This window comes from Promicromonospora sp. NPDC090134, from assembly GCF_044746965.1.
GTDB lineage: Bacteria > Actinomycetota > Actinomycetes > Actinomycetales > Cellulomonadaceae > Promicromonospora.
Window position 1 is genome coordinate 127,980 of record NZ_JBIVCZ010000009.1, and the last position, 25,035, is coordinate 153,014.

The 25,035-nt window shown below is 72.9% G+C and carries 24 protein-coding genes; 4 read left to right on the forward strand and 20 right to left on the reverse strand.

Translation table 11 applies throughout. The annotated features are described in order from the left end of the window. Positions 1-71: 71 nt before the first annotated feature. The 17 genes from pyrF to soxR all read right to left on the reverse strand — a co-directional run bounded on the left by pyrF (position 72) and on the right by soxR (position 16,681). On the reverse strand, positions 72-968 hold the full coding sequence (gene pyrF, locus ACIPN7_RS22595) for an orotidine-5'-phosphate decarboxylase (protein ID WP_400547571.1): 897 nt from the start codon (positions 966-968) through the stop codon (positions 72-74). Then, positions 965-4,360 (reverse strand): carbamoyl-phosphate synthase large subunit, encoded by a 3,396-nt coding sequence (carB, locus tag ACIPN7_RS22600; protein WP_400547574.1) that lies wholly within the window; start codon positions 4,358-4,360, stop codon positions 965-967. The genes pyrF and carB overlap by 4 nt, the downstream gene beginning before the upstream one ends. Further along, a complete protein-coding gene (carA, locus tag ACIPN7_RS22605) occupies positions 4,360-5,649 on the reverse strand; it encodes a glutamine-hydrolyzing carbamoyl-phosphate synthase small subunit (RefSeq protein ID WP_400548071.1) in 1,290 nt (429 codons plus the stop codon). The genes carB and carA overlap by 1 nt, the downstream gene beginning before the upstream one ends. A 23-nt stretch (positions 5,650-5,672) precedes the next feature. After that, entirely contained in the window at positions 5,673-6,335 is a 663-nt protein-coding gene (locus ACIPN7_RS22610) for a hypothetical protein (RefSeq protein ID WP_400547577.1), read from the reverse strand. After that, positions 6,332-7,711: a dihydroorotase gene (locus tag ACIPN7_RS22615; RefSeq protein WP_400547579.1), complete on the reverse strand. Its 1,380-nt coding sequence runs from the start codon at positions 7,709-7,711 to the stop codon at positions 6,332-6,334. Before ACIPN7_RS22615 ends, ACIPN7_RS22610 begins: the two co-directional genes overlap by 4 nt. Next, on the reverse strand, positions 7,708-8,730 hold the full coding sequence (locus ACIPN7_RS22620; RefSeq protein ID WP_400547583.1) for an aspartate carbamoyltransferase catalytic subunit: 1,023 nt from the start codon (positions 8,728-8,730) through the stop codon (positions 7,708-7,710). The genes ACIPN7_RS22615 and ACIPN7_RS22620 overlap by 4 nt, the downstream gene beginning before the upstream one ends. Then, positions 8,727-9,434: a bifunctional pyr operon transcriptional regulator/uracil phosphoribosyltransferase PyrR gene (pyrR, locus tag ACIPN7_RS22625; RefSeq protein WP_400548074.1), complete on the reverse strand. Its 708-nt coding sequence runs from the start codon at positions 9,432-9,434 to the stop codon at positions 8,727-8,729. Before pyrR ends, ACIPN7_RS22620 begins: the two co-directional genes overlap by 4 nt. 173 nt (positions 9,435-9,607) lie before the next feature. Beyond that, positions 9,608-10,000, reverse strand: a complete 393-nt coding sequence (locus ACIPN7_RS22630; protein ID WP_400547585.1) for an ArsR/SmtB family transcription factor — start codon at positions 9,998-10,000, stop codon at positions 9,608-9,610. Continuing rightward, positions 9,994-10,467 carry an SRPBCC domain-containing protein gene (locus tag ACIPN7_RS22635; RefSeq protein WP_400547588.1) on the reverse strand — a complete coding sequence of 158 codons (474 nt, stop codon included), beginning with the start codon at positions 10,465-10,467 and terminating at the stop codon, positions 9,994-9,996. The genes ACIPN7_RS22630 and ACIPN7_RS22635 overlap by 7 nt, the downstream gene beginning before the upstream one ends. A gap of 145 nt (positions 10,468-10,612) precedes the next feature. Continuing rightward, entirely contained in the window at positions 10,613-11,845 is a 1,233-nt protein-coding gene (locus ACIPN7_RS22640) for an MFS transporter (protein WP_400547591.1), read from the reverse strand. 37 nt (positions 11,846-11,882) lie between these two features. Further along, positions 11,883-12,299 carry a transcription antitermination factor NusB gene (nusB, locus tag ACIPN7_RS22645; protein ID WP_400547594.1) on the reverse strand — a complete coding sequence of 139 codons (417 nt, stop codon included), beginning with the start codon at positions 12,297-12,299 and terminating at the stop codon, positions 11,883-11,885. A 111-nt stretch (positions 12,300-12,410) separates the two neighbouring features. Then, positions 12,411-12,974 carry an elongation factor P gene (gene efp / locus ACIPN7_RS22650; protein ID WP_285104671.1) on the reverse strand — a complete coding sequence of 188 codons (564 nt, stop codon included), beginning with the start codon at positions 12,972-12,974 and terminating at the stop codon, positions 12,411-12,413. 114 nt (positions 12,975-13,088) lie between these two features. Then, on the reverse strand, positions 13,089-13,778 hold the full coding sequence (locus tag ACIPN7_RS22655; protein WP_400547599.1) for a hypothetical protein: 690 nt from the start codon (positions 13,776-13,778) through the stop codon (positions 13,089-13,091). A gap of 88 nt (positions 13,779-13,866) precedes the next feature. Continuing rightward, the gene (locus tag ACIPN7_RS22660) at positions 13,867-14,787 is read right to left on the reverse strand and encodes a hypothetical protein (RefSeq protein WP_400547602.1); all 921 of its coding nucleotides are present in this window, start codon (positions 14,785-14,787) and stop codon (positions 13,867-13,869) included. Positions 14,788-14,895: 108 nt separating this feature from the next. Further along, on the reverse strand, positions 14,896-15,366 hold the full coding sequence (locus ACIPN7_RS22665; protein WP_400547605.1) for a type II 3-dehydroquinate dehydratase: 471 nt from the start codon (positions 15,364-15,366) through the stop codon (positions 14,896-14,898). A gap of 43 nt (positions 15,367-15,409) precedes the next feature. After that, positions 15,410-16,057: a hypothetical protein gene (locus tag ACIPN7_RS22670; RefSeq protein WP_400547608.1), complete on the reverse strand. Its 648-nt coding sequence runs from the start codon at positions 16,055-16,057 to the stop codon at positions 15,410-15,412. Positions 16,058-16,192: 135 nt separating this feature from the next. Further along, on the reverse strand, positions 16,193-16,681 hold the full coding sequence (gene soxR / locus ACIPN7_RS22675) for a redox-sensitive transcriptional activator SoxR (RefSeq protein ID WP_377237179.1): 489 nt from the start codon (positions 16,679-16,681) through the stop codon (positions 16,193-16,195). Between the two features lie 125 nt (positions 16,682-16,806). Here soxR and ACIPN7_RS22680 point away from each other — a divergent pair, with 125 nt between their 5' ends. After that, positions 16,807-17,877: an alcohol dehydrogenase catalytic domain-containing protein gene (locus ACIPN7_RS22680; RefSeq protein ID WP_400547611.1), complete on the forward strand. Its 1,071-nt coding sequence runs from the start codon at positions 16,807-16,809 to the stop codon at positions 17,875-17,877. After that, positions 17,874-19,301, forward strand: coding sequence for an MFS transporter (locus ACIPN7_RS22685; RefSeq protein WP_400547614.1), 1,428 nt, complete (start codon positions 17,874-17,876; stop codon positions 19,299-19,301). The genes ACIPN7_RS22680 and ACIPN7_RS22685 overlap by 4 nt, the downstream gene beginning before the upstream one ends. A 106-nt stretch (positions 19,302-19,407) precedes the next feature. Here the strand turns inward: ACIPN7_RS22685 and ACIPN7_RS22690 are convergent, their stop codons facing one another. Beyond that, positions 19,408-21,036 carry a DUF222 domain-containing protein gene (locus ACIPN7_RS22690; protein ID WP_400548077.1) on the reverse strand — a complete coding sequence of 543 codons (1,629 nt, stop codon included), beginning with the start codon at positions 21,034-21,036 and terminating at the stop codon, positions 19,408-19,410. A gap of 208 nt (positions 21,037-21,244) precedes the next feature. On the opposite strand from ACIPN7_RS22690, the gene ACIPN7_RS22695 reads away from it, so the two are divergent. Further along, positions 21,245-21,601 carry an iron chaperone gene (locus ACIPN7_RS22695; RefSeq protein ID WP_400547617.1) on the forward strand — a complete coding sequence of 119 codons (357 nt, stop codon included), beginning with the start codon at positions 21,245-21,247 and terminating at the stop codon, positions 21,599-21,601. A gap of 149 nt (positions 21,602-21,750) precedes the next feature. On the opposite strand, the gene ACIPN7_RS22700 is transcribed toward ACIPN7_RS22695, so the two are convergent. Further along, a complete protein-coding gene (locus ACIPN7_RS22700; RefSeq protein WP_400547620.1) occupies positions 21,751-22,128 on the reverse strand; it encodes a DUF2568 domain-containing protein in 378 nt (125 codons plus the stop codon). A 151-nt stretch (positions 22,129-22,279) separates the two neighbouring features. On the opposite strand from ACIPN7_RS22700, the gene ACIPN7_RS22705 reads away from it, so the two are divergent. After that, on the forward strand, positions 22,280-23,512 hold the full coding sequence (locus ACIPN7_RS22705; RefSeq protein WP_400547623.1) for a sigma-70 family RNA polymerase sigma factor: 1,233 nt from the start codon (positions 22,280-22,282) through the stop codon (positions 23,510-23,512). On the opposite strand, the gene ACIPN7_RS22710 is transcribed toward ACIPN7_RS22705, so the two are convergent. Then, entirely contained in the window at positions 23,509-24,969 is a 1,461-nt protein-coding gene (locus ACIPN7_RS22710; protein WP_400547626.1) for an MFS transporter, read from the reverse strand. The two genes, ACIPN7_RS22705 and ACIPN7_RS22710, sit on opposite strands and share 4 nt — an antisense overlap. Positions 24,970-25,035 lie beyond the last annotated feature (66 nt).

Genomic DNA, 25,035 nt, shown 5'->3' on the forward strand with positions numbered 1-25,035 from the left:
TCCACAACAAAGCACCCCCGATCCGTAGGGATCGAGGGCGCTTTGTCCAACCCGGGGGTGAAGCCCGAAAATCAGCCTCGCAAGGCTTCCGTCGCCTCCCGCGCGGCGTCGCGCGCGGCGCTCACCAGCGCCTCCGGGGTCGGTCCAGCCGCGAGCACCGCCCGGGACGACGACGCCAGGACGTTCCGCCGGGCGTCGCCGAACGTCGTGGCGAGCTCCCGCTCCCCCGCACCCTGCGCACCGACGCCGGGGGCCAGCAGCGGTCCGTTGACGGCCACCAGGTCCGTCCCAGTCGCGGCCACCGCGTCGCCGATCGTGGCGCCCACCACGAGGCCCACCGAGCCCATGGGCTCGGCACCCGCGTTGAGCACCGCGGCGTGCGCCGCGGTGAGGGCGGCGACCGAGACACCATCGGTCTGCGCGTGCTGGACCTCGAAGCCCTCCTTGTTGGAGGTGAGGCACAGCACGAACAGGCCACGGCCCGTCGCCGTCGCGAGCTCGACGGCGGGGTCCAGCGAGCCGAACCCGAGGTACGGCGACACCGTCAGGGCGTCCCCGGCCAGGGGCGAGCCGTCGGCCAGGAACGCCTCGGCGTAGGCCCCCATGGTCGAGCCGATGTCGCCGCGCTTGGCGTCGACGATCGTCAGCGTGCCCGAGCCGCTGCCGGAACCGCTGCCGGAGCCGGTCGCCCGAGCAGCCGCCAGCACCTCCTCCAGCACAGCGAGCCCCCGCGAGCCGTGCCGCTCGAAGAACGCGGACTGCGGCTTGAACGCCGCCACCCGGCCCCCGAGCGCGTCCACGACCCGCAGGGAGAACTCCCGCAGGCCCGCGACGTCGTCGGACAGGCCCCAGGCGTGCAGGAGCGACGCGTGCGGGTCGATGCCCACGCAGAGCGGCCCGTGCTCGTCCATGGCGGCGGCCAGGCGGGCGCCGAACGGCGGGATACCGGCACCAGCACCCGCGGTCACGCGTGCACCCCCGCCGCCGGCGCCACGACGCCCACCTGCGCGGCCGCACGGCGCGCCGCGGTGGCCGCCGTGTGCTCCTGCAGGCTCGCCACCTCGAACGGGCCCGCCAGCACCGCCTCGATGCCCTGCACCGCGGCCGCGAGCTGGTCCACCGTGGTCGCGATCGGCTTGTCGGCCGCCGTCGTCGCCGCGCGGATCTCGTACCCGTCGGCGCGGGCGCCCTGGCCGGACGGCGAGTTCACCACGAGGTCGATCTGCCCCTCGGTGATGAGCCCGACGACGGTGAGCTCGCCGTCCGGCCCGCGGCCCTCGGTGTGCTTGCGCACCTCGGTGGCCTCGATGCCGTTGCGGCGCAGCACGTTCGCGGTGCCGGCCGTGGCGAGCACCTTGAAGCCGAGCTCCACCAGGCGCTTGACCGGGAAGACGACGTGCCGCTTGTCGCTGTCGGCCACGGAGACGAACACCGTGCCCGACGTCGGCAGCCCGCCGAACGCCGCCGCCTGCGACTTCGCGAACGCGTGCGGGAAGTCCTTGTCGAAGCCCATGACCTCGCCCGTGGAGCGCATCTCCGGGCCGAGCACGGAGTCGACGACCAGGCCCTCGCGGGTGCGGAACCGCTTGAACGGCAGCACGGCCTCCTTGACGGCCAGCGGCGCGCCCAGGTCGAGCGTGGCGCCGTCGTGCTCCGGGAGCACGCCCGCCGCACGCAGGTCGGCGATGGACTCGCCGACCATCACGCGGGCCGCGGCCTTGGCCAGCGGCGTGCCGGTGGCCTTGGAGACGAACGGCACGGTGCGCGACGCGCGGGGGTTGGCCTCCAGGACGTACAGGACGTCGCTCACGAGCGCGTACTGGACGTTGAGCAGGCCGCGCACGCCCACGCCCTTGGCGATGGCCTCGGTGGAGCGCCGGATGCGCGCGATCTCGGCCTCGCTGAGCGACACCGGGGGCAGCACGCACGCCGAGTCGCCGGAGTGGATGCCGGCCTCCTCGATGTGCTCCATGACGCCGCCCAGGAACAGCTCCTCGCCGTCGTACAGCGCGTCGACGTCGATCTCCATCGCGTCGTCCAGGAAGCGGTCGATCAGGAGCGGCGCGGCCAGGGTGCCGGGCGCCCCGTTCAGCGCGGCGGCGGCCGCGCTCTCGGTCAGCGCGCGCTCGACGTAGCCGGTGAGCTGGTCCTCGCTGTAGACGATCTCCATGCCGCGGCCGCCGAGCACGTAGGACGGGCGCACGAGCACCGGGTAGCCGATGCCCTCGGCGACGTCCCTGGCCTGGGCCAGCGAGCGGGCCGTACCGAATGCGGGGGCCGGCAGTCCGGCGTCGAGCAGGACCTGACCGAAGATGCCACGGTCCTCCGCGGCGTCGATCGCCTCGGGGCTGGTGCCGAGGATCGGCAGCCCGGCCTCGGCGAGGCGCCGCGCGAGGCTCAGCGGCGTCTGCCCGCCGAGCTGGACGATGATGCCCTTGACCGGACCGGCGGCGAGCTCGGCCTGGTAGACCTCGAGGACGTCCTCGAAGGTCAGCGGCTCGAAGTACAGGCGGTCGGACGTGTCGTAGTCCGTGGACACCGTCTCGGGGTTGCAGTTGACCATGACGGTCTCGTACTTCTCCGCCAGCGCCAGGGTGGCGTGCACGCACGAGTAGTCGAACTCGATGCCCTGGCCGATGCGGTTGGGGCCGGAGCCGAGGATGATCACGGCCTCCCGCTCGCGGGGCGCCACCTCGGTCTCGGCGTCGTAGCTCGAGTAGTGGTACGGGGTCTTTGCCGCGAACTCGGCCGCGCAGGTGTCCACCGTCTTGTAGACCGGGCGGACACCCAGGGCGTGCCGGATCTCGCGCACCGTGGACTCACCGGACGCGCCCATGCCGCGCAGGCGCGCGACCTGGGCGTCGGACAGGCCGTGCCGCTTGGCGTGGCGCAGCAGGTCCTCGGTGACCGTGGGCGACGCCGCGACGTCGGCGGCCACCTCGTTGACCAGCTGGATCTGGTCGAGGAACCAGGGGTCGATCTTGGTCGCGTCGAAGACCTGCTCGAGCGTGACGTCACCGGTGGCGACGGCGCGCAGGGCCTGCTGGACCTGCACGAGGCGCTGCTCGGTCGGCCGCTCGATCTCCTTGAGCAGGGTGGCGAGCTCGTCGCCCGCCGGGGCGTCGCCGTCCCAGTGGAACTGCACGCCGCCCTTGTCGATGGAGCGCAGGGCCTTGCCGAGCGCCTCCGTGAAGTTGCGGCCCAGCGCCATGGCCTCGCCCACCGACTTCATGGTGGTGGTCAGGGTGTCGTCGGCGGCGGGGAACTTCTCGAACGCGAACCGCGGGACCTTGACCACGACGTAGTCGAGCGTGGGCTCGAAGCTCGCGGGGGTCACCTTGGTGATGTCGTTCGGGATCTCGTCGAGCGTGTAGCCGACGGCGAGCTTGGCCGCGATCTTCGCGATCGGGAAGCCGGTCGCCTTGGAGGCCAGCGCCGAGGAGCGGGAGACGCGGGGGTTCATCTCGATGACGATGATGCGCCCGTCGGCCGGGTCGATGGCGAACTGGATGTTGCAGCCACCGGTGTCGACGCCGACCTCGCGGATCACGGCGATGCCGATGTCGCGCAGCCTCTGGTACTCGCGGTCGGTGAGCGTCAGCGCGGGCGCGACGGTCACCGAGTCGCCGGTGTGCACGCCCACGGGGTCCACGTTCTCGATGGAGCAGACGACCACGACGTTGTCGTCCTTGTCGCGCATGAGCTCCAGCTCGTACTCCTTCCACCCCAGGATGGACTCCTCCAGGAGCACCTCCGTGGTGGGCGAGTAGTGCAGGCCCTGCCCGACGATGCGGTGCAGGTCCGCCTCGTCGTAGGCCAGGCCGGAGCCCAGGCCGCCCATCGTGAACGACGGGCGCACGACCATCGGGTAGCCCAGGATCTCGGCTGCCTTCAGGGCCTCGTCGATCGTGTGCACGATCTCCGAGCGCGCGGACTCGCCGCCGCACTTCTCGACGACGTCCTTGAACTGCTGGCGGTCCTCGCCCTTCTGGATGGCGGGGATGTTGGCGCCGATCAGCTCGACGCCGTACTTCTCCAGCACGCCCGCCTCGTCCAGCGCGATGGCGGCGTTGAGCGCCGTCTGCCCGCCCAGGGTGGGCAGCAGGGCGTCGGGGCGCTCCTTGGCGATGATGGTGGTCAGCACCTCGGTGGTGATGGGCTCCACGTAGGTCGCGTCGGCGAACTCGGGGTCCGTCATGATCGTGGCCGGGTTCGAGTTGACCAGGATGACCCGCAGGCCCTCCTCCTTCAGGACCCGGCAGGCCTGGGTGCCGGAGTAGTCGAACTCGCAGGCCTGGCCGATGACGATCGGGCCGGACCCGATGACCAGGACCGAGGAGAGGTCGGTACGGCGAGGCATCAGTGGTTCTCCTCGGTGTCGTTCTGGATCTTGTTCTGGGTCTTGAGGGCCGGCGGCCACGCCGCCGGGTTCGTCAGCAGGCCGACGAACCGGTCGAACAGGTACGCGGCGTCGTGCGGGCCGGCGGCCGCCTCGGGGTGGTACTGCACCGAGAAGGCGGGCAGGTCGAGGCAGGTCAGCCCCTCCACGACCTGGTCGTTGAGGCCCACGTGGGAGACGACGACGCGGCCGTAGCGGCCGCCGTCGTGCGGCGCCTGCGAGACGGCGGGGGCGCCGGCGTCGTCCACCACCGGCGCGTCGACCGCGAAGCCGTGGTTGTGCGCGGTGACCTCGACCTTGCCGGTCGTCCGGTCGAGCACGGGCTGGTTGATGCCCCGGTGGCCGTAGCCGAGCTTGTACGTGCCGTAGCCGAGGGCCCGGCCGAGGAGCTGGTTGCCGAAGCAGATGCCGAAGAACGGGATGCGGCGGTCCAGGACCGCGCGCAGCAGCTCGACCTCGTGGCCGGCGGCGCCCGGGTCGCCGGGGCCGTTGGAGAAGAACACGCCGCGAGGTGCGTCGTCGGGCAGGTCCGCGAACGCGCCCAGGACGTCGTCGATGGTCGAGGACTGGGGCACGACGACGACGCGCACGCCGCGCTCGGCCAGCCGCGCCGGCGTCATGGACTTGATGCCCAGGTCGACGGCGACGACGGTCGCGACCGGGGTGCGCCCGGCGTGCTCGCCGGCCGGCTCCACCGTGTAGGCCTCCTTCGTGGAGACCTCGGGGGCGAGGTTCGCGCCCGCCATCTGCGGCGAGGCCTGCACCTCGGCCACGAGCTCCTCGACGGGGCGCGGGTAGCCGCCGCGCACCAGGTCGTCGCCGGAGAAGATCCCGGCGCGCATCACACCTTCCTCGCGCAGGCGGCGCGTCAGGGCGCGGGTGTCGATGTCGGAGATGCCGACGACGCCCTGCCCGGCGAGCTCCTCACCGAGCGAGCGCTGCGCGCGCCAGTTCGAGACCCGGCGCGCGGGGTCGCGCACCACGTAGCCGGAGACCCAGATGCGGCCCGACTCGGGGTCCTCGTCGTTGACGCCGGTGTTGCCCACGTGCGGCGCCGTCATGACGACGATCTGCCGGTGGTAGGACGGGTCGGTCAGCGTCTCCTGGTAGCCGGTCATGCCGGTGGAGAAGACGATCTCGCCGAACGTCGTGCCGGTGGCGCCGTAGGCGCGGCCGCGGTAGGTGGTGCCGTCCTCGAGGACCAGCGCTGCGGTAGTTACGGACGGCTGTGCTGCCGCCTCTGCGGACATCTCTGCGGACGTCGTCGGGATGGTCACCGGGCCTCCTGCTGGTGCGGGTACTGCTGGTGCGGGTACTGCTGTTCGGGGTGCTGCTGGCTGTGCTGGTTGTACGGGCTCTGCTGGGACGCGAGCAGGTGGCGGACGGCGTCCACCAGGCCGCCGCGGTCCTCCGCGCGCCGCGGGCGCAGCCCGGTGTCGACCAGGGCCGCCGGGACGCCGTCTGCCTCCGGGACGGCCCAGGTGAGGACCACGAGCCCGTCCGCGCCGACGTACTTGCCCGCCATGCCCGGGGCGAGGCCCGCGCTGCGGATGGTGCTCACGGGGAGCCACAGGTCGTCGGTGCCGTCCCGCTCGATGAGAACGCCTGTCTGATGCACCGTGACGACCGCGTGCGAGCGGTCGCCCAGGCCGTGCGCGCCGACGCGGGCGAGCCAGTCGCCGTGCAGGGTGGTCGAGACGTAGATCGCCTCCACGGGACCGGAGCGCACCTCGCCGAGGGTCTCGCCCGCCGTGGTGCCGCCAGCCCTGGTGTCGCCAGCCCTGGCGTCGCCAGCCCTGGTACCGGTGGGCGGCGACGGCGGCACCGGCACGACCGTGGTGGTGCGCTGCGCGAGCCGGCGGCGGCCGATGAGCGTCACGTACAGCACGAGGAAGACCGCCAGGGCGGCCAGCAGGACCACGGCCAGGGTCGTCATCGGGTGGCTCCTTCCAGAGCGCCGCCGAGCGGAGCGCCGTCGACGGGCGCGCCGTCCAGGACGGTCGCCCGGCCCCGGAGGAACGTGGCGACCACGCGGCCGGGGAGCTCCATGCCCTGGAACGGGGTGTTGTCGCTCGCGGTGGCCTGGCTGCGGCCGTCGACCGCGCGGGTCGCCGCCGGGTCGACCAGGACCAGGTTGGCGGGCTCGCCGACGGCGATCGGCCGGCCCTGCGTCGCGCCGATCCGGCCGATGCGCGCGGGGTTCTCCGAGAGCACGCGGGCGACGTCGGCCCAGGTCAGGCGGCCGGTGTCGACCATGGTCTGCTGGACCACCGAGAGCGCGGTCTCCAGGCCGGTCATGCCGAACGCGGCCGACGCCCACTCGCAGTCCTTGTCCTCGACCGGGTGCGGGGCGTGGTCGGTGGCGACGATATCGATGGTGCCGTCGGCCAGGCCCTCGCGGACCGCCTCGACGTCCTTGGCCGTGCGCAGCGGCGGGTTCACCTTGAACACCGGGTCGTAGTCGCGGGCCAGCTCGTCCGTGAGCACCAGGTGGTGCGGCGTCACCTCGGCGGTGACATTGATGCCGCGGCCCTTGGCCCAGCGGATGATCTCCACCGAGCCGGCCGTGGACAGGTGACACACGTGCAGGCGCGAGCCCACGTGCTCCGCCAGCAGCACGTCGCGGGCGATGATCGACTCCTCGGCCACGGCGGGCCAGCCCGTCAGGCCGATCTGCGCCGAGACGACGCCCTCGTTCATCTGCGCGCCCTCGGTCAGGCGCGGCTCCTGCGCGTGCTGGGCCACGACGCCGTCGAACGCCTTGACGTACTCCAGCGCGCGGCGCATCAGGACCGGGTCGTGCACGCACTTGCCGTCGTCGGAGAAGACGCGCACGCAGGCGGCGGAGTCGGCCATCGCGCCCAGCTCGGCGAGCTTCTCGCCGCCCAGGCCCACGGTGACCGCGCCCACGGGGTGCACGTCCACCCAGCCCGCCTCCTGGCCCAGCCGGTAGACCTGCTCGACGACGCCCGCGGTGTCCTGCGTCGGCGTCGTGTTGGCCATGGCGTGCACTGCCGTGAAGCCGCCCGCCGCGGCGGCGCGGGTGCCGGAGAACACCGTCTCGGCGTCCTCCCGGCCCGGCTCGCGCAGGTGGGTGTGCAGGTCGACGAGGCCGGGCAGGAGCACGTGCTCTGCGCCGTCGCCGCTGCCGCTCCCCCCGCCATGGATCTCGTGCGCGCCGTCGGGCACCTCGACCGTGCCGGGCGCCCCGAGGGCAGCGATCACGCCGTCCGCCAGCACGACGTCGACCGGGTCCGTGCCGTAGGGACGGACCCCTCGCAGGACATAGGTCTGCGGTCTCGCGGTGCTCACAGGACGTTCCTCTCGTCGGTGCTGGAAACTGAGTCGCTGCTGTCGGTGCCGGACAGCAGCAGGTACAGGGCGGCCATCCGGACGGCGACGCCGTTGGCCACCTGCTCCACGATCACGGAGCGGGGGTGGTCGGCGGCGGCCGCCGAGATCTCCAGGCCGCGGTTCATCGGCCCGGGGTGCATCACGATCGCGTGGTCCGGCAGGACCGCCAGGCGGCGGGCGTCGAACCCGAACTTGCGGCTGTACTCCATGGGGCTCGGGAAGAACGCCCCCGAACCGCCCGACATCCGCTCACGCTGCACCCGAAGCATCATGACCGCATCCGGCTGCCACTGCTCGAGCGTCTCGTCCAGGTGGTACGACACCCGGCACGGCCAGGTCTCCACGCCCACCGGCACGAGCGTGGGCGGCGCGATCAGCGTCACCTCGGCGCCCAGGGTGTGCAGCAGGTAGACGTTGCTGCGCGCGACCCGCGAGTGCAGCACGTCGCCGACGATCGCGATGCGCAGGCCGGCCAGGTCGGCGCCGACGGAGGTGTCGGTGCCGCGACCGTCGTCGCCCACGTGGCCCACCAGGTGGCGGCGGATCGTGAACGCGTCCAGCAGCGCCTGCGTGGGGTGCTGGTGCATGCCGTCACCCGCGTTGAGCACGCCCGCGTCGAGCCAGCCGGCGTGCGCGAGCTGGTGCGCCGCGCCAGAGGCCGAGTGCCGCACGACCACGGCGTCCGCCCCCATGGCGTGCAGGGTCAGCGCGGTGTCCTTGAGCGACTCGCCCTTGGACACGCTCGACCCCTTGGCCGAGAAGTTGATGACGTCGGCCGACAGGCGCTTGGCCGCCGTCTCGAACGAGATCCGGGTGCGCGTGGAGTCCTCGTAGAACAGGTTCACCACGGTGCGGCCGCGCAGCGTGGGCAGCTTCTTGTTCTCGCGCGACTGGGTCGCGGCCATCTGCGCGGAAGTGTCCAGGAGCAGGATCGCGTCGTCCTTGGACATGTCCTGGGTGGTCAGGAGGTGCTTCATCGGGCGCCCCTCTCAGTGCTTGCAGGGGCGGGGCTCGCGGGGCTGGTACCGGTTGTCGGGGTCGACGTCGCCTCGCTGATCACCACGGCGTCGGCTCCGCCGTCGACGTCGGCCAGGCGGACGCGGACGCGCTCGCTGCGCGAGGTGGGCAGGTTCTTGCCCACGTAGTCCGCGCGGATCGGGAGCTCGCGGTGCCCGCGGTCCACGAGGGCGGCAAGCTGCACCACGCGGGGGCGGCCGAGGTCGTTCAGGGCGTCGAGCGCGGCGCGGATGGTGCGGCCGGAGAAGAGGACGTCGTCCACGAGGACGACCACCTTGTCGTCGATCGTGCCGTCGAGGCTGCCCGGCAGCACCGTCTGCCCGACGGCGCGCGTGGGCTGACGACGCAGGTCGTCGCGGTACATGGTCACGTCCAGCGTGCCGTGCTCGCCGCTGAAGGTGGGCTCGATCTGCGCGAGGCGCTCGGCCAGCCGGCGGGCGAGCTGCACGCCGCGCGTCGGGATGCCGAGCAGCAGCAGGTCGGCGGCGCCCTTGTTGCGCTCCACGATCTCGTGGGCGATGCGGGTCAGCGCCCGGGCGATGTCGGCCTCGCCGAGCACCGTCCGCTCGGCGGCGGTGCCGGGGGCTGCGCTCGTCCCCGGGCTCGTCCCCGGCTCAGGGGCGGCGCCGGAAGCGCTGCTCGGGGTCTCGCTGGATTCGGGCATGCGGGTGCCAGGGTTCATCTGGCGACCTCCTTCTCCGCCTCACTGGACGGGATTAAAGGGAGTCTGACAGCCACCACCATAACGCGCCGTCCCTGCGCCGGATGCCGACGCCGGCGCCCGCCGGGAGGGGCGTTGCTCACATCCCGGGCGCGTGCGGCGAGGGCGCCAGGGGGTCAGCCGCGCTCCAGACGCTCCGCGATACCGGCGATGCGACCCAGCCGCGCCTCCCACGCGTCCCCGATGCGCTCGAGCCGACGCCCCAGCGCCGTCAGCTCAGCGCCGAGCGCGCGATACCGGCGCTCGCGACCGACGACCCAGGACTCGACCAGCCCCGCGGCCTCCAGCACCGCGAGGTGCTTGGCGATCGCCTGCCGCGACACGGGGAGCCGCGCGGCGAGGGCGGAGGCGGTCAGGCCGGAAGCGGGGTCGACGGTGTCTTCGCCGGCGTCGTGCTCCGTGTGCTCCCCGCCCGACAGCGCCTGGAGCACGGCCCAGCGGGTCTCGTCGCCGAGCGCCGCGAACGCGGCGACCGGCGACGGCGGGACCGCCGCCCCCGACGTCACCACGACCGCGACTCGACGTACTCGACGAGCTCGTCCAGCTCGCCGTCCCAGCCCTCGCGGTTGCCGTCCAGCGCGGCGCGTACCGCGTCGTCGGTGTCGCCGGTGAAGCCGGTCTCGTAGACGGTGAGGTAGGTGCCGGCGCCGTCGGGCTCCAGGGTGAACGTGGCCTCGGTCATGCGCTCGGGCTCGTCCGCCGACTGGCCCCAGCGGTAGGCGAGCACGCGGCCGGCCTCGGACCGGGTGACCTCGAAGGCGAACCAGCCGTAGCCCTCGAAGTGCAGCCGGCCGCGGGTGCCGGCGGCGAGCGGGCCGCCGTGGTCGGTCTCGCAGCCGTCGCCGAACCAGCCGGCGACGTGCTCGGGCTCGGAGATCGCACGCCAGACCGCGTCGGGTCCGGCGGCGACCCGGACGGTGCGGGTGACGGAACGTGCGGCGAGGTCGATGCTGGCGCGGGGCTGGGTGGTGGTCATGGTGTCCTCCGGAGCGGCTCGATCGATGAGAATAGCGCAACCGTTTGATTGCACTTCTACGATGCACCCCCGTTCGCCAATGCGCAACCCTTTGGTTGCATTGCGCAGGGACGAGGCCTGTCCCCCGGCCCCGTTCGGCCCCCGCCTAGTCCCGCAGCACCGCCGCCGCCAGACCCGCCGCGACCGCGACCAGCGCGAGCACCATCCCGACCGTCCCGGGCCAGCCCGCCAACGCGAACCCGATCCCGCCGAGCCAGCCGAACAGGCTGGATCCCGCGTAGTAGGCCAGGTTGTAGACGGCGGCGGCCTGGGTCCGGGCCTGAGGTGCCGCGACCGGCGTCCACCCGCTGGCCACGGCGTGCGCGCCGAAGAACCCCGCGGTCAGCACGACCAGCCCGGCCAGCACCAACGGCAGCCGGCCCGACAGCGTGGCCACCACCCCGAGGGCCATCACCCCGGTCGACACGATCAGCACCCGGCGCCGCCCGTGCCGCAGCACGAGCCGGCCCGTCCGCGCTGACGACCAGGTCCCGGCCAGGTAGGCGAGGAACACGAGGCTCACCACGCCGGGCGAGAGGCTGAAGGGCGCGGCGGCAAGGCGGAAGCCCAGGTAGTTGTAGACGGCGACGAAGCCGCCCATGAGCAGCAGCCCCTGCGCGTCCAGCACGAGGAGGCGCGGGTTCAGCAGAGCGCGGAACCGCCCGAGCCGGCCGCGCGGAGCACCGCGCCCGGGGAAGGCCGGGTCTGGGGCAGGGGCGTCGGGCAGCCCCGCCGCTGCCTGCGGCCCCCGGTCGCGGGGGGCGAGCCAGATGAACGCGCCCGTGGCGACCAGGCACGCCACCGCGACGGCGCCGACGCCCGCACGCCAGCCGAACAGCTCGGTCACGCCGCCGGACACGATCCGGCCCAGCAGCCCGCCCACCGACGTGCCCGCTACGTACGTCCCGGCGGCGCGCGGGACCGCGGCCGCGGCGCCCGACTCGATCAGCATCTCCGTCAGGTAGGCCATCGCGACGGCGGGCACGCCCGCGACGAACAGCCCCTGCACGGCACGCCCGGCCACGAGCAGCTCGAACGACGGCGCGAACGGGACCACGAGCCCGATGGCGGTGGCGCCGAGCATCGCGACGGTCATCGCCCGCACCCGCCCGACACGGTCGGCCACCCACGCCCAGGGCAGCACGCCCACGGCCAGGCCGAGGGTGGCGGCGGAGACGAGGAGCGACGTCGCGGACGCCGACGTCGCGAGCTCGCGGGCGGCGTCCGGCAGGACGGACTGCGGGGCGTAGAGCTGGGCGAACGCAGCGGTCCCGGCGCCGAACAGGGCGACGAGCAGACGTCGCTCGTCGAACCGTCCAGCGCCGGGACCGGTGCTCACAGTGCTAGCCGGCTTGCGTGCCGGCTTGCGTGCCAGGTCACGCCAGCAGCGTCGGCTTCAGGTCCTTGACCCGGCCGAGCAGGCCGTTCACGAAGGCCGGAGAGTCGTCCGTGGACAGGTCGCCGGCGAGGTCGACCGCCTCGTCCAGCGCGACGGCGTCGGGCACATCGTCGTTGAAGAGGACCTCCCACGAGCCGATCCGCAGCAGCGCGCGGTCGACGGCGGGCATCCGGTCGAGGGTCCAGCCCTGCGAGTAGGTCTCCAGCACCTCGTCGATGCGGTCGCGGTGCGCGACCACGCCCTCCACGATGTCAACGGCGTACTGCGGCACGGCCGCCTCGGAGTGCGGCACGGCCACACGGTCGGCGAGGAGCGTCAGCGGGTCGATACCCCGCTGCTCCGCCTCGAAGAGGATGTCGGCGGCGCGCTTGCGCGCCTTGGTGCGTGCGCCCATGGTCTCTCTCTGTCGCGGAAAACTCAGCTGGGGAACTCGTGTCACGCGGCTCGGCGACGAGCCGCGTGACACGAACCGCGGCGGACCCGGTACGAGCCCGCCGCCAGTGGGTCACTCGGTGACGCGACCGAGGTAGTCGCCCGTGCGGGTGTCGACCTTGACCTTGACGCCCTGCTCGAGGAACAGCGGGACCTGGATCTCCGCGCCCGTCTCGAGCGTCGCCGGCTTGGTGCCACCGGTGGAGCGGTCGCCCTGCAGGCCCGGCTCCGTGTAGGTGATCTCGAGGACGACGGACGCCGGCAGCTCGATGTACAGCGGGGTGCCGTCGTTCGAGGCGAGCATGACGCTCATGCCCTCGAGCATGTAGTCCTTCGCGTCGCCGACGGTCGCGGCCGACACGTTGATCTGGTCGTACGTGTCGTTGTCCATGAAGACGAAGTCCTCGCCGTCCATGTACAGGTACTGGAAGTCGCGGCGGTCCACGTTGGCCGTCTCGACCTTGATGCCCGCGTTGAACGTCTTGTCGACGACCTTGCCGGACAGCACGTTCTTCATCTTGGTGCGGACGAACGCTCCACCCTTGCCCGGCTTGACATGCTGGAACTCGATGACGGACCAGAGGTTGCCGTCGATGCGGAGCACGGTGCCGTTCTTGATGTCGTTGGAGGTAGCCACGTTCGTCTTCCTGTGTCGGGTGAAGGGTGTACCCCGGGGCACGCCGACGAGAGGCCGGCGGCTGGGGTGATCAAGCGAGGTGTCAAGCAGCAGCGGTCAAGTCTACCGGACCGGTCAGAGGACGAGCGCATTCAGCACGACGAGTCCCAGGAGTCCGGTGGCGACCGACCAGATCAACGAGGCGAGCGTACCCACGACGAACCGCTCCGACGCGACGGGCTGGTCGCGCAGCTCCGCGTACCGCCCCAGGCCCTTGATGGCAACGACGATCGCGATGCCGTACGGGTAGCCGGCCAGGAGGGAGCCCGTGATCGCCAGCCGCTCCAGCACGCCGAGCCACGCACCGCCCCGGAGGATCGCGACGGCGTCCGGGTGCATCGTGCCGGTGGGCGACTCCTCACCGGTGTGCCCGCCCTTCGCCGACCCGGACCCGCCGTCGGCTCCGGAGCCGGAGCCCTTCTCGGCCTTCTCGCCCTCGCCCGCTGTGCCCGCTGTGCCCGCTGTGCCCGCTGCGCCTTCTCCCGGAGCGCCCGCTCCGGATGCGCCTTCCCCGGATGCGCGTTCCCCGGGCGCGCCCTCTCCGGCTGCGCCCGCGGCACCCTCGCCCTCGCCCGGCTCCAGGGCCTGCGGGTACACGGGCGGCTTGTAGCGCGCCCAGGGCAGGTCGCCGCGGCCCGCGCGGCGCAGCACCCAGGGCACCACCCACGAGCCCACGATGACGCTCAGCGCCAACGTGATCAGCCAGGTCGCGATAGCGGCGACCCACTGCAGTCCGTCGAGGTAGTCCAGCATCTCCCAGGTCACGGCGTGACGTTCCCCTCAGCTCGTGGCGCCTCAGCTCTCGCGTCGGCTCTTGCGTCAGCTCTGCTCTTGCGTCAGCTCTGCTCTTGCGTCAGCTCTTGGCGCGCTTCTTCGTGGTGCTCCGACCGGCGGGTTCCGCGGAGCCGGCGGGACCGTCGGCGGCCCTGCCGGCAGGTTCGGGCCCGGGGACCAGGTCCGGCCCCACCGTGCCGCTGAGCTCGGCGAGCAACCGCACCACCACCGGCCGCACCGCTTCCTCCTCCTGCCAGAGCGCCGCTCGGACCCGCTGGCTCACCGCCTGTTCGCTGACATGCAAGGACTGGGCGACGATCCTCTGTCGTCCCGGTTTGTCCGCCAGCGAGGCGAGCGTATCGGCGACCTCCCACCCTTGGGGAGTACGGCGCGCGCGAATCGCCGCGAGGAGACGCAGCAGGGCCTCGACCTCGGCGGCAAGGTCAGGCTGCGCGACGTCAGGCTGTGCGGTGTCAGGCTGTGCGGTGTCAGGCTGCGCGGCGTCAGGGTCCGGGGCCGTCCGGCCTGCGTCCGTCGCGCTGCCGCCGTCCGGGGCGCCCGTGTCCGGGGCAGGCGCGCCGGGGGCAGCCGCCCCGGAGATGGCGGTCCTCAGGTCGGGCGCACCCGGCGGCGGACCCTCCACCGCGACCGACGTGCCCCTGCCGCGCGTCTTGGCCCGTTCGACGGCGTCGCGGGCGCGGTAGAACGCGAACCCACGCGCCTCCCGGGACACCGTGGGCAGCGGCCCCTCGACCTGGCCGACGCCGATACCGACGCTCCAGCCCTGGTCCCGCAGCAGGTGCAGGGACAGGTCGACAGCGAGCTCGGCGCCCGCCCGGCCCGACGCCAGGACGCCCTGCACCTCGTCACCCACCGTGCGCTCGAACCCCACGACGACGCCCTCGCGGAAGCGCGTCAGCCGCGCGAGCTCCGCGAGGACCTCGGGGACGCGGTCGGCCGCGTAAGTCGAGCCCCGCTGGTCGACAGTCAGGACGATCATGGATCAAGCCTAGAGCCTTAACACACTATGCTCAAGGTTTAAGACTTGATAGAGCCGGGTCAAGCCCTAAGCCTTGTGGTGAACATATCGGACGAGCTACTCCCCGAGCTACTCCCCCAGCCGAGCCGCGATCGCCGAGAGCGCGAGCCGGTAGGAGTCGAACCCGAACCCGGCCACGGTCCCCGTCGCGATGCCGGCGACCACCGAGTAGTGCCGGAACGACTCGCGCGTCGCAGGGTTCGACAGGTGCACCTCGACCAGCAGCAGCCCCGCTGTGGTGACCTGCGCGGCGGCGTCGCGCAGCGCGTACGAGTAGTGCGTGAACGCGGCGGGGTTGAGCACTACGTGGGCACCGGCGTCCACTGCCTCGTGCAGCCAGCCGACGATCTCGGACTCGTCGTCGGTCTGCCGCACCTCGATCGCCAGGCCCAGGTCCTCGCCCCACTTCGCGGCGGCCACCTTGAGGTCCGCCATCGAGGCGTGCCCGTAGATCTCGGGCTCGCGGACGCCGAGCCGGCCGAGGTTGGGACCGTTGAGCACCAGGACGCTGGGCAGTTCGGAAGACCGTGCGGAAGCCATGGCCGCGAGCCTAGTGGTCAGCGGGTCGGGACGCCGTCGTATCTCAGACCTTGCCGCTGCCGTGCGCGATCCGGTGGCCGCCCGTCGCCTCGGCGATCCAGTCGGCGACCTCGGGGCGCAGCTCGTCCCAGCTCCAGAAGGTGAAGCCCAGACAGGCCAGTGCCGCGTCGTTGGCCGACCACTGTGTGACGGGGGACGCGGCGCCGCACTCTCGGCACACCAGATCGACTGTCTCGTCGCCGTCACCGTCGCCGTCGCCGTCGCCGTCGCCGTCGCCGTCACCGCCGTCCCGCCAGGCGGCAGCCGCGTCGTGGAACCAGCGCAGCCCCTCCTCGTCCGAGCACGTGGGGCCGAACTCCTCGGGCGGCCCGAAGAACGACCTGCGGACCGAACACCGGGGACAGGTCACCGTGTCGACGTCGCCCTGCCCGCCGTCGTACACCTCGCGGCCCACCCCGACCGCCATGCCCCACGGGGCCTCCCCGGAGACAGTGCCTGCTCCCGACCGGGCGAGGGTGTCCGCCCACGCCGGGCCTGGTGGGTGCCCGGCACCGCCCAGGGCGGCCTCCCAGGACACCTCCGGCAACAGCACCCCGCGCGCGACGAGCGCGTCCACGACCCGCTGTCCCAGTTCGCGGGCCTCGGCCTCGGTCGCGTCCAGGTCGGCGACCCACTCGTAGTACGTACCCACGTCTCCCCCTCGGCTGGCTGCTGATGTCCGGCGTCGCGCACGCTACCCCGCGCCACTGACATCCCTGCCCGGTACGCCCGAGCCGGTAACACGCCCGAGCCAGGGATACGCCCCGACCAGCAGCCCCGCCCTCCCTCACGCCCCGTCGGGCTCCAGGCCGTCCACCAGCAGCGTCCGCGGACCGGGTCCGGCCTCGGCGAGGGCATCGTGGGGGTTGGTCAGCGCGCAGCGGCGCAGCGAGAGGCAGCCGCAGCCGATGCAGTCCGTGAGGTGGTCGCGCAGCCGGGAGAGCTGCTCGATCCGCGCGTCGAGGTCGTCGTGCCAGGCCTGCGAGATACGGCGCCAGTCCTTCGCGGTCGGCGTCCGGTCCCCCGGCAGGGTGTCGAGTGCCGCGCCGATGTCGGCGAGCGGGATCCCGACCCGCTGGGACACCCGGATGAACGCGACCCGGCGCAGCGTCTCGCGTCGGTAGCGCCGCTGGTTGCCCGACGTCCGCCGGCTCGTGATCAGGCCCTTGCGCTCGTAGAAGTGCAGCGCGGACACCGCGACACCGCTGCGAGCGGCGAGATCGCCGACGGTAAGCTCGTCACGATCCCAGGGGACGGCGGGGTTGGGTGCTTCCATGCGTGGCCTCCAACGACTCACGAGAACTCGGGAAATCCGGTCAGAGAGGCTCGGCCTGCCGGCCTCGCCTGCCGACCTCAGACCCGTGTTGACCTCAACTTTGGTTCAGGTTAAAGGATGAGCGCATGGACGCGATCAGACACCACTCCTTCGGACCGCCCGAGGTCCTCGTGCTCGAGCAGGTCCCGGACCCCGTTCCCGGCCCCGGCGACGTGCTCGTGGACGCCGTCGCGCACGGAGTGCACCTCCTGGACACCAGCCTCCGGCGCGGCGAGGCCGGCCCGCCGCTCCCGCTGCCCAGCCTGCCGACGGTGCCGGGCCGCGAGATCGCGGGCACCGTGGCCGCCGTCGGGCCGGGCGTCGACCCCTCGTGGATCGGTCGGCCCGTCGCGGCACATCTCGGGCCGGTGCCTGACGGCGGTGGGTACGCCCGGCGCGTCGTCGTCGGCGCGGAGAAGCTGCACGCCGTACCCGACGGCGTGGACGGCGCCCCGCTCGACCCGGCGGACGCGATCACCATGATCGGCACCGGGCGGATGGCCGTCTACACCCTCGACCTCGCTGCGGTGACGGCGGACGACGTCGTCGTCGTGACGGGCGCGGCAGGCGGGCTCGGCACGCTCTTCGTCCAGGAGGCGCTGCGCGCCGGGGCGCGCGTCGTCGCGCTCGCGGGCGGCGCCGCGAAGCTGCAGGTGCTGCGCGACCTGCTGCCGGACACGGACCGCCTCGTCCTGGTCGACTACTCCGTCCCGGGCTGGCTCGATGCTGCCCGCGCGGCGCTCGGCGGCTCCCCCGCGACCCTCGTGCTCGACGGCGTCGGCGGCGAGCTCGGCACGGCAGCCACGGGTCTGCTGGGCGTTGCGGGGAGCGGTGCGGGCGGCGGCGCGGGTGGCGGTGCGGGCCAAAGCGCCGCGCCGGGCCGGCTCGTCGCGTACGGCTGGGCGTCGGGGACGGCCAACCGCTACACCTCGTGGGCCGAGGCCGAGCGGATCGAGTCGCCGATCGAGGTGCGCTACGCCGTCGGGCCCCAGGCTCCGGCGATGGGCGACCAGCGGCCGTACCAGGAGCGCGCACTGGCGAACGCGGCGTCGGGGCGCTGGCGGGTGGCGACGCACCGCGTGCCGTTCGCGGAGGCCGCCCGCGCCCACCGCGAGCTCGAGGAACGCCGCACGACCGGCAAGGTGGTGCTGGTGTGAGCGCCGCGGTCTCCACCGAACGGACGGTCGCGGCGCCGGGCACCCTGAGCCCCGGTGCGGAGCGCCTCGTCCTGATCGGGATGGTCGCGCTCTGCTCGCTCGGGGCGTTCGAAGCGCTCGCCGTGGCGACGGCGATGCCCACCATCGCCGTCGACCTGGACGGGCTGCGGCACTACACGTTCGCCTTCGCGGTGGTCTTCGCCACCAGCGTGGTGGGCATGCTCACGGCGGGACGCTGGTGCGACCGCACCGGTCCGGCGCCGGCGATGTGGACCGGCGTGGCGCTCTTCGTGATCGGTCTGGTGGTCGCGGGGACCGCCACCGGGATGGGCGCACTGATCGCCGGACGCGCGGTTCAGGGCGTCGGCAGCGGGCTCTTCGGCGTGGCGCTGTACGTCCTGGTGGCACGCGTCTTCGTGGCGGAACGGCGTCCGGCCGTCTTCTCGGCGTTCGCCGCCGCGTGGGTGGTACCCGCGATCGTGGGGCCGGGGCTGGCCGGGCTCGTCGTCGACCACCTCGGCTGGCGCTGGGTCTTCCTCGGTGCGGCCGCGCTCACCGTCCCGGCCGCGATCCTGATGCGCCCAGGACTGACGGCGGCGCAGGGCGCGGGGCGGGTGCCGGCCGACGGGCGGGTATCGGCGGACGAGCTGGACGAGCTGGACGAGGACGGCACCGCAGCGCGGGGCAGCGCGCCGGACGACGGCGGCATCGACCTCGGCCTGCGGGACGGCGTCGAGACCTCCACCGGCGCGGGCCCGTCCTCCGACGTCGGACAAGCCGATCGACCGCTGCGGCACGCGCTGCGCCTGGCCCTGTCCGTGCTGCGTGCGGGACGCGGGCTGCCCGCCGTCGTGTCGGTGCGGGCACTGGTGTCGGCGGCGTTCACGGGTGCCGAGGTGCTGCTGCCGCTGCTCCTGGTGCACGAGCGGCACCTGAGCCCCGGAGGCGCCGGGCTGATCCTGACGGTCGGGGCCCTGGGCTGGTCCGCGGCGTCATGGGTGCGAGGGCGCAACCTGCTGCACCTGAGCCACGCCGGGTACGTGCGGCTCGGCGGCGGCCTGCTCGCCCTCGGGATGGTCGGCGCGGCGGTGCTCGTGCTGCCGGACGTACCAGCCGGGGTCGGGATGGCGTTCTGGGTGCTCTCGGGCAGCGGCATGGGCCTGGTGTACCCGACACTGTCCGTCCTCACGCTGGAGCTGGCGCCACCGCACGAGCAGGGCTCGGCGTCGTCCGCCCTCCAGGTGGCTGATGCCGTCGCGGCCGCCATCGCGTCGTCCGCGACCGGCGCCCTGCTCTGGACCCTGTACGACGTCGCCGGACTGCCCGCCTACGCCGTCGTGCTGGGGCTCACGGGGCTGCTGGCGGCGGCCGCGCTCGCGCTCGCGGGGAGGACCCGCGTCGCAGTCCCGCAGGTTGTGCCGTGAGCGCGGGACAGCAAGCGCAGAGCCGCGTAGGGCGGCGCCGCGCAGGGCGGAGCCGGTCGTAGGCAACCGAGGGACTTCGTGGGCGAGGGGACCCAGGCCCTGGGCGTCACGCGGCGGTGGCTGGTGGTGCGGCGGGTGGGTCGATGGGTTCGGGCAGTCGGATGCGGTGACCACGGGCGTCGGTGAAGACCCACCCTGTCTCCACCAGCACGCCCCTGGTGGTGGCGGAGGTCGGCTTGCCCTCCCAGGACATGGCGATTCCTCGGGCATCAACAATCTGGTGATGGAACCAGCACAACAACGCGCTGTTGCTCACCGACGTGGCACCACCCTCGGCCCAGTGCGTCACCGCGTGATGCACCTCGCACCGCGACGGCGGCTGATCACACCCCGGGAACACACAGTGCCCGTCCCGCGCGATCACCGCGCGCCGCATCTGCCCCGTGACCGTCCGCTGCGCCCGCCCCACATCCAGCACCGCACCCTCCGCACCGAACACGACCCGAGTCACCGCACTGTCACACGCCAACCGGCGCAACAACCCCACCGGCACCCGAGAGCCCGACTCCGTGAACACCGCACCACCCATACCCAGCAACCCAGAAGCCGGCACACCAGGCGCACCCGCGTTCGGCGCACCTGCGTTCCGTGCACCCCCGTTCGGCGCGCCCGACCGGCCCGGGACCGTCTGTCCGCAGGTCAGGCACGACCCCTCACGCGTGCGGGTGACCTGGGTGACCAGCTCCGACCAGGAGACCGTCACGTTCAGGTGCGGCCGGATCGACGCACCCGGCGAAGCCTGGTTCATGTCCAGCACCAGACGCGCCACATCCGCCAGACCCTGCGCACGGCGCTGACCCGGCGTCCTGGAGTCCTCCGCCGCCGGTGCGCCGGCCACGGCGGTCAACGCCGTAGTCAGCAGCAGGCCGTGCTCGTCGGTCAAGAACCCCGCCACATGGAACCCGCCCAGCGTCCTGGACACGTCCAGGAACTCACCCCGGACGGCCCTGTCATCGTCCACGTCGTCCGTGTCGGGGTCCGTGATCGTGGCGAACCGGCGCGCGACCACGCGGAACTGATCGGCATTCAGCACCCCCGCCTCGCGCAGGACCAGACCCTCACCCGTCGCCAGCACCCCCTCACCGATCGCGGTCTCCAGCACCTTCGTGATCCGGTCCCTGGTCTCCGATCCGTCCAGGTCATCCCGAGGGTCGGGGAAGTCGACGCTGACGGTCTGCACGAACGCCTCCGGTGTCGTCGGCTCACCGGTGCGGGTGTCGATCAACCACGCCAACGCGTCCTGACGCGTCTGGCTGGTGGGCGCGACCTCCGCCATCACCCGGGCGTGATCCACCCCCACACGCCCGGCCACCAGCCCCGCCCGGGTGGCCGGCAACGCCTGCGCCAGCCGCCGCGCCGTCGCCACGTCCTTACGGGCCGTGCCCGCCGCGACACCCTCCCGCAGCCGCAACCACGACGCGAACGTGCGCGACATGCCACCGCTACGCCAGGACCCGTCGTCCTCGATCCGCGGCAGCACCGTGAACCGCACCCCGTCCAACCGTCCCGTCACCCTGCGGATCCGGGAGTGCGCATCCATCAACCGCGCCACCGTCGGGGCACCCCAACCGTCCAGCACCCCCGGGGCGACCAGGTCGGCCAGCTCGCTGACCGCCGTCTCGATCCGGGCCAGCACCACCTCCAACGAACCCGGGGACACACCACCGGACGCCATCCCATTCGAGTCCACCCGTGCCACCCCCCTCGTTCACCTGACACCATTGTCTCGAACATTCATACGCACCGCGAGGCGCACTTCAAATCTGTGGACAACTCTTCGCACGCCTGGACAGGCGACGGCGACAGACGGCGGCGACGGCACGCCGTCGCCGTCCGACACCCCTGCCCTCGCGGAACCCGCCGGACCTCGCGAGGCTGTGCTCATGGGCGAGTTCACCGAGTACATCGCCGGCCTGGACGGGCCGGCCAAGGACGCCGTCGAGCACGTGCGGGCGCGGGCACTGCAGCTCGTGCCGGACGCCGAGGAGGGCATGAGCTACGGCATGGCCGCCCTGCGCTACCGGGGCAGCCCGCTGGTCTCGGCGCGCGCCACCGCGAAGCACATCGGGCTGTATCCGTTCAGCCCGCCCGCGATCGACGCGCTCGCACCCGACCTGGCCGATCTCTCGACGTCGAAGGGCACGGTGCGGTTCACACCGGACCAGCCGCTGCCGGACGACGTCCTGGACCGCCTCGTGCTGTTCCGGCGCGACGAGATCGACGCCATGCGGTCCCGCTGAACGGTCACGTCGAACGGTCACGTCGAACGGTCACGTCGAACGGTCACGTCGAACGGTCACGTCGAACGGTCACGTCGAACGGTCACGTCGAACGGTCACGTCGTGCCGCCGGTCCGGTGCGCGGGAAGCACTCGCGCCCGGCCCACGGCTCAGGCCCCCCGGCGCGGCCCGGAGTCGCGTTCGGGCTCCAGCACGCTGGGCCGGTTTCGGGTCAACCACAGCACCAGCCGGTCCACCGCCCAGACAGCCGCGAGCGCCACGCCGGGGGCGGCGGCTCCCACGCGCCAGCACAGGTATCCGACGCCGCCGAAGAGGGCCGCCTCCATGGCGACCTGCGCCCAGGCCGGGACCGCCACGGGTGCCTTCGGCGAGAGGAACGTCGCCCAGAGGGCGATCACGACGGCCGGCGCGAGGAGGACGGCGGCGAGGCGCCATCCGCCGTCGGCGAGGTTCCAGGCGGCGTAGCCCGCGCCCGCGGCGAGTGCGAGCTCGAGCAGGAAGCGCACGACAAGGGCAGTTGTTCTCACGCGCGCCAGCGTACGCACCGTGTGAGCTGGGCTCACGTGCCGTCCGCATGTCCCCTGGGTCACGGGGAGCCGATCCGGCGCAGGTCGCGCGAGGGTGTCACATCTGCCGCCCCCGTCCCGTCAGAGGGGTATGACGCGAGAGCATGTCCGCATGACCAAGCCCTCGACCTCGCCGTCCGCTGCGACAGCCGGCGCGACGGCCGGCGCGACAGCCGGCGCGACGCCGTCCGGCACTGTGCCCCGTACCGGCGCCTTCCTGGACGACGCCGCGCTCGGCCGGCTGCGTCCGCTCTCGTTCGCGGTCGCCTACCGGATGCTGGGCAGCGTGGCCGAGGCGGAGGATGTGGTGCAGGAGGCGCTGACACGCGTCTCGCAGGCGCCCGACGTGCGCAATCCCGACGCGTTCGTCACCACGGTGACGACGCGCATCGCCATCGACGTGCTGCGTTCGGCGCGGGTCCGGCGGGAGCAGTACGTGGGCGAGTGGCTCCCGGAGCCGCTGGTCGGTCCCGTCCCGTCGCTGCCGGTCGCGATGGCGACGCCGGCGCCCGACGTCGCGCGCCATGCCGAGCTCGCCGACGACCTCTCCACCGCGTTCCTGGTGCTGCTGGAGACCCTCACCCCGACCGAGCGTGCGGCGTTCCTGCTGCACGACGTGCTCGGGTTTCCGCACAGCGAGGCCGCCGACGTGATCGGCACCAGCGAGGTCGCCGCGCGGCAGCTCGCTTCACGCGCCCGACGGCGGATCGCGCGGCACGTTGCGTCGCCGCCCGTTGCGTCGCCGCCCGGTGCCCCGCTGCCCGCAGCGTCGCGGCCCGCAGCGCCCCGCCACCCGGAGCAGGACGACCTCGCGCACCACGTCCCGCCCACGCGGCCGCGCACCGCGAGCGACCGGGCCCGCGCCGAGGAGCTCGTGACCCGGTTCCTCGCCGCGTGCGAGGAGGGTGCGGTGGACTCGTTCCTGGAGCTGCTGGCCGAGGACGTGGTGCTCACGGGCGACGGCGGCGGCAACGTGCCCCAGGGCATGTCGATCGCCCGGCCTGTCGCGGGCCGCGTCACGGTCGCCCGGATGCTGGCGGCCTTCATCGGCCGCGGCGCGCCGCTCCACTTCGAGCGGGCGCTCGTGGGCGGCGAGCCCGGTCTGCTCATCGTGGCGGACGACGCCGTGGGCGGCGGCCTCATCGGTACCTGGTCGTTCGAGGTCGTGGGCGGTCAGCTCGCGGGTATCCGCGGCGTGATCAACCCGGACAAGCTCGGGCACCTGGGGCAGCTCGCGGATCTTGACCGGCTCCAGGCCACGCTCAGGAGCGCGCTGGAGTCGCGGACCGCGGCCCGGCGCGCAGCAGCGCAGCGGACCGCGGACCAGCCGACCTCCGAGAGCTAGGCCATCGAACGGTCGCTCGTCGGTTCCCCCGTCGGCCCGGCCGTGGTGCCGGCGTCGGCCAGGGGTGCTTCCCGCACGAACCACATCATCACGAGGCCGATGAGCACCACCGCGATGATCCCGAGCGTGCCCCAGATGGTTGCGCCCGTCGCCGCGATGGTGATCGTCCACAGGGCGCTCGACATCCAGGACGTGGCGCGGCCGGTCGTCGCGTAGAGGCCGAAGATCTCCGACTCCTTGCCCGCCGGAGCCACCCGGGCGAGGTAGGACCGGGACGCGGCCTGTGCGGGGCCGACGCAGGCCGAGAGGATCAGGCCGCCCACCCAGTAGACGACGGGGCCGAGGTCGTGCAGGAACACGACGCCGAGCCCGGCCACGACGATGACGCTGAGCGTGCTGAGGATGACGGAGCGCGGGCCGAAGCGGTCGTCGGCGAAGCCCACGAGGACCGTGCTCGCCCCGGCCACGAGGTTGGCGGCGATACCGAAGATGATGACCTCGTCGGCGGAGAACCCGAAGCTGACGCCGCCGATGATCGCGCCGAACGCGAAGACGCCGCTCAGGCCGTCACGGAACACGGCGCTGGCGAGCAGGAACCAGAAGGTGCGGCGCGAGGTACGCCACAGGTCCTTGATGTCGTGGAACAGCACGATGTAGCTGGCGAAGAACCCGACCGTGGCGCGGCCCTTGGTGGGCGGCAGCTCCGGCACGAAGGCGAGGATCGGCCAGGCGAACGCCAGCGCCCAGAGCGCACAGCCCACGGCGATCACCCGGAAGGCGAGCCCGTTGTCGGTGGGCATGCCCCACCACTCCGCCCCGTTGGCGATCACCACGAACAGGAGCGCCAGGATGCCGCCGACGTAGCCGAGGCCCCAGCCGAGCCCCGACACCTTGCCGACCGTCTTCGGCGTGGCGACCGACACCATCATGGCGTTGTAGTTCACGCCGGCGATCTCGTTGAGCACGCTGCCCAGGCCGATCAGCGCGGCGCCGAGCACGAAGTAGGCCGGGTCGGCCTCGACGAACCACAGCGCGAGCATGCACAGCACCATGCCTGCCGTCCCGCCGGCGAGCCACGCCTTGCGTCGCCCGGTGGCGTCGGCGCGCTGCCCGAGCACGGGCGCGAGGAAGAGGATCAGCAGACCCGCGAGGGTGTTCCAGAGACCCACACCGCTGCTGAGCTCGGCGAGGCCGTGCTGGTAGGCCGGGTCGTCCTCGCCCAGCGCCGCGACGGCCGGGTCCAGGAACGACTCCGTGGTCAGGTACAGCGCGGTGAACACGAAGGTGAGGATCACCGTGTTGAACGGCTGGGTGCCCCAGTCCCACAGCGCCCAGGAGATCACCTGGCGGCGCGGGATCCGCACGCCGTCCTGCAGCTCCAGGCCCATCCTCGGGGGCGTCGGTGTCTCGCTCGCCGAGGATGGCTGCGCGTCGGGTCCGGGTACGGCGTCGGTCATGGCCGCAGTCTGCCCGGGTCGCATGAATCCTGGGTGCTGGAGCGGTCACGATCTCATACCGACCGC

Coding starts and splice junctions, on each gene's coding strand:
- carB (WP_400547574.1), bottom strand. CDS start 4,360: ATGCCTCGCCGTACCGACCTCTCCTCGGTCCTGGTCATCGGGTCCGGC.
- pyrR (WP_400548074.1), bottom strand. CDS start 9,434: ATGCCCGAATCCAGCGAGACCCCGAGCAGCGCTTCCGGCGCCGCCCCT.
- ACIPN7_RS22680 (WP_400547611.1), top strand. CDS start 16,807: ATGGACGCGATCAGACACCACTCCTTCGGACCGCCCGAGGTCCTCGTG.
- ACIPN7_RS22660 (WP_400547602.1), bottom strand. CDS start 14,787: ATGATCGTCCTGACTGTCGACCAGCGGGGCTCGACTTACGCGGCCGAC.
- ACIPN7_RS22705 (WP_400547623.1), top strand. CDS start 22,280: ATGACCAAGCCCTCGACCTCGCCGTCCGCTGCGACAGCCGGCGCGACG.
- ACIPN7_RS22620 (WP_400547583.1), bottom strand. CDS start 8,730: ATGAAGCACCTCCTGACCACCCAGGACATGTCCAAGGACGACGCGATC.
- ACIPN7_RS22610 (WP_400547577.1), bottom strand. CDS start 6,335: ATGACGACCCTGGCCGTGGTCCTGCTGGCCGCCCTGGCGGTCTTCCTC.
- nusB (WP_400547594.1), bottom strand. CDS start 12,299: ATGGGCGCACGCACCAAGGCGCGCAAGCGCGCCGCCGACATCCTCTTC.
- ACIPN7_RS22695 (WP_400547617.1), top strand. CDS start 21,245: ATGGGCGAGTTCACCGAGTACATCGCCGGCCTGGACGGGCCGGCCAAG.
- ACIPN7_RS22635 (WP_400547588.1), bottom strand. CDS start 10,467: ATGACCACCACCCAGCCCCGCGCCAGCATCGACCTCGCCGCACGTTCC.
- ACIPN7_RS22710 (WP_400547626.1), bottom strand. CDS start 24,969: ATGACCGACGCCGTACCCGGACCCGACGCGCAGCCATCCTCGGCGAGC.
- soxR (WP_377237179.1), bottom strand. CDS start 16,681: ATGGAAGCACCCAACCCCGCCGTCCCCTGGGATCGTGACGAGCTTACC.
- ACIPN7_RS22665 (WP_400547605.1), bottom strand. CDS start 15,366: ATGGCTTCCGCACGGTCTTCCGAACTGCCCAGCGTCCTGGTGCTCAAC.
- ACIPN7_RS22690 (WP_400548077.1), bottom strand. CDS start 21,036: ATGGCGTCCGGTGGTGTGTCCCCGGGTTCGTTGGAGGTGGTGCTGGCC.
- carA (WP_400548071.1), bottom strand. CDS start 5,649: ATGTCCGCAGAGGCGGCAGCACAGCCGTCCGTAACTACCGCAGCGCTG.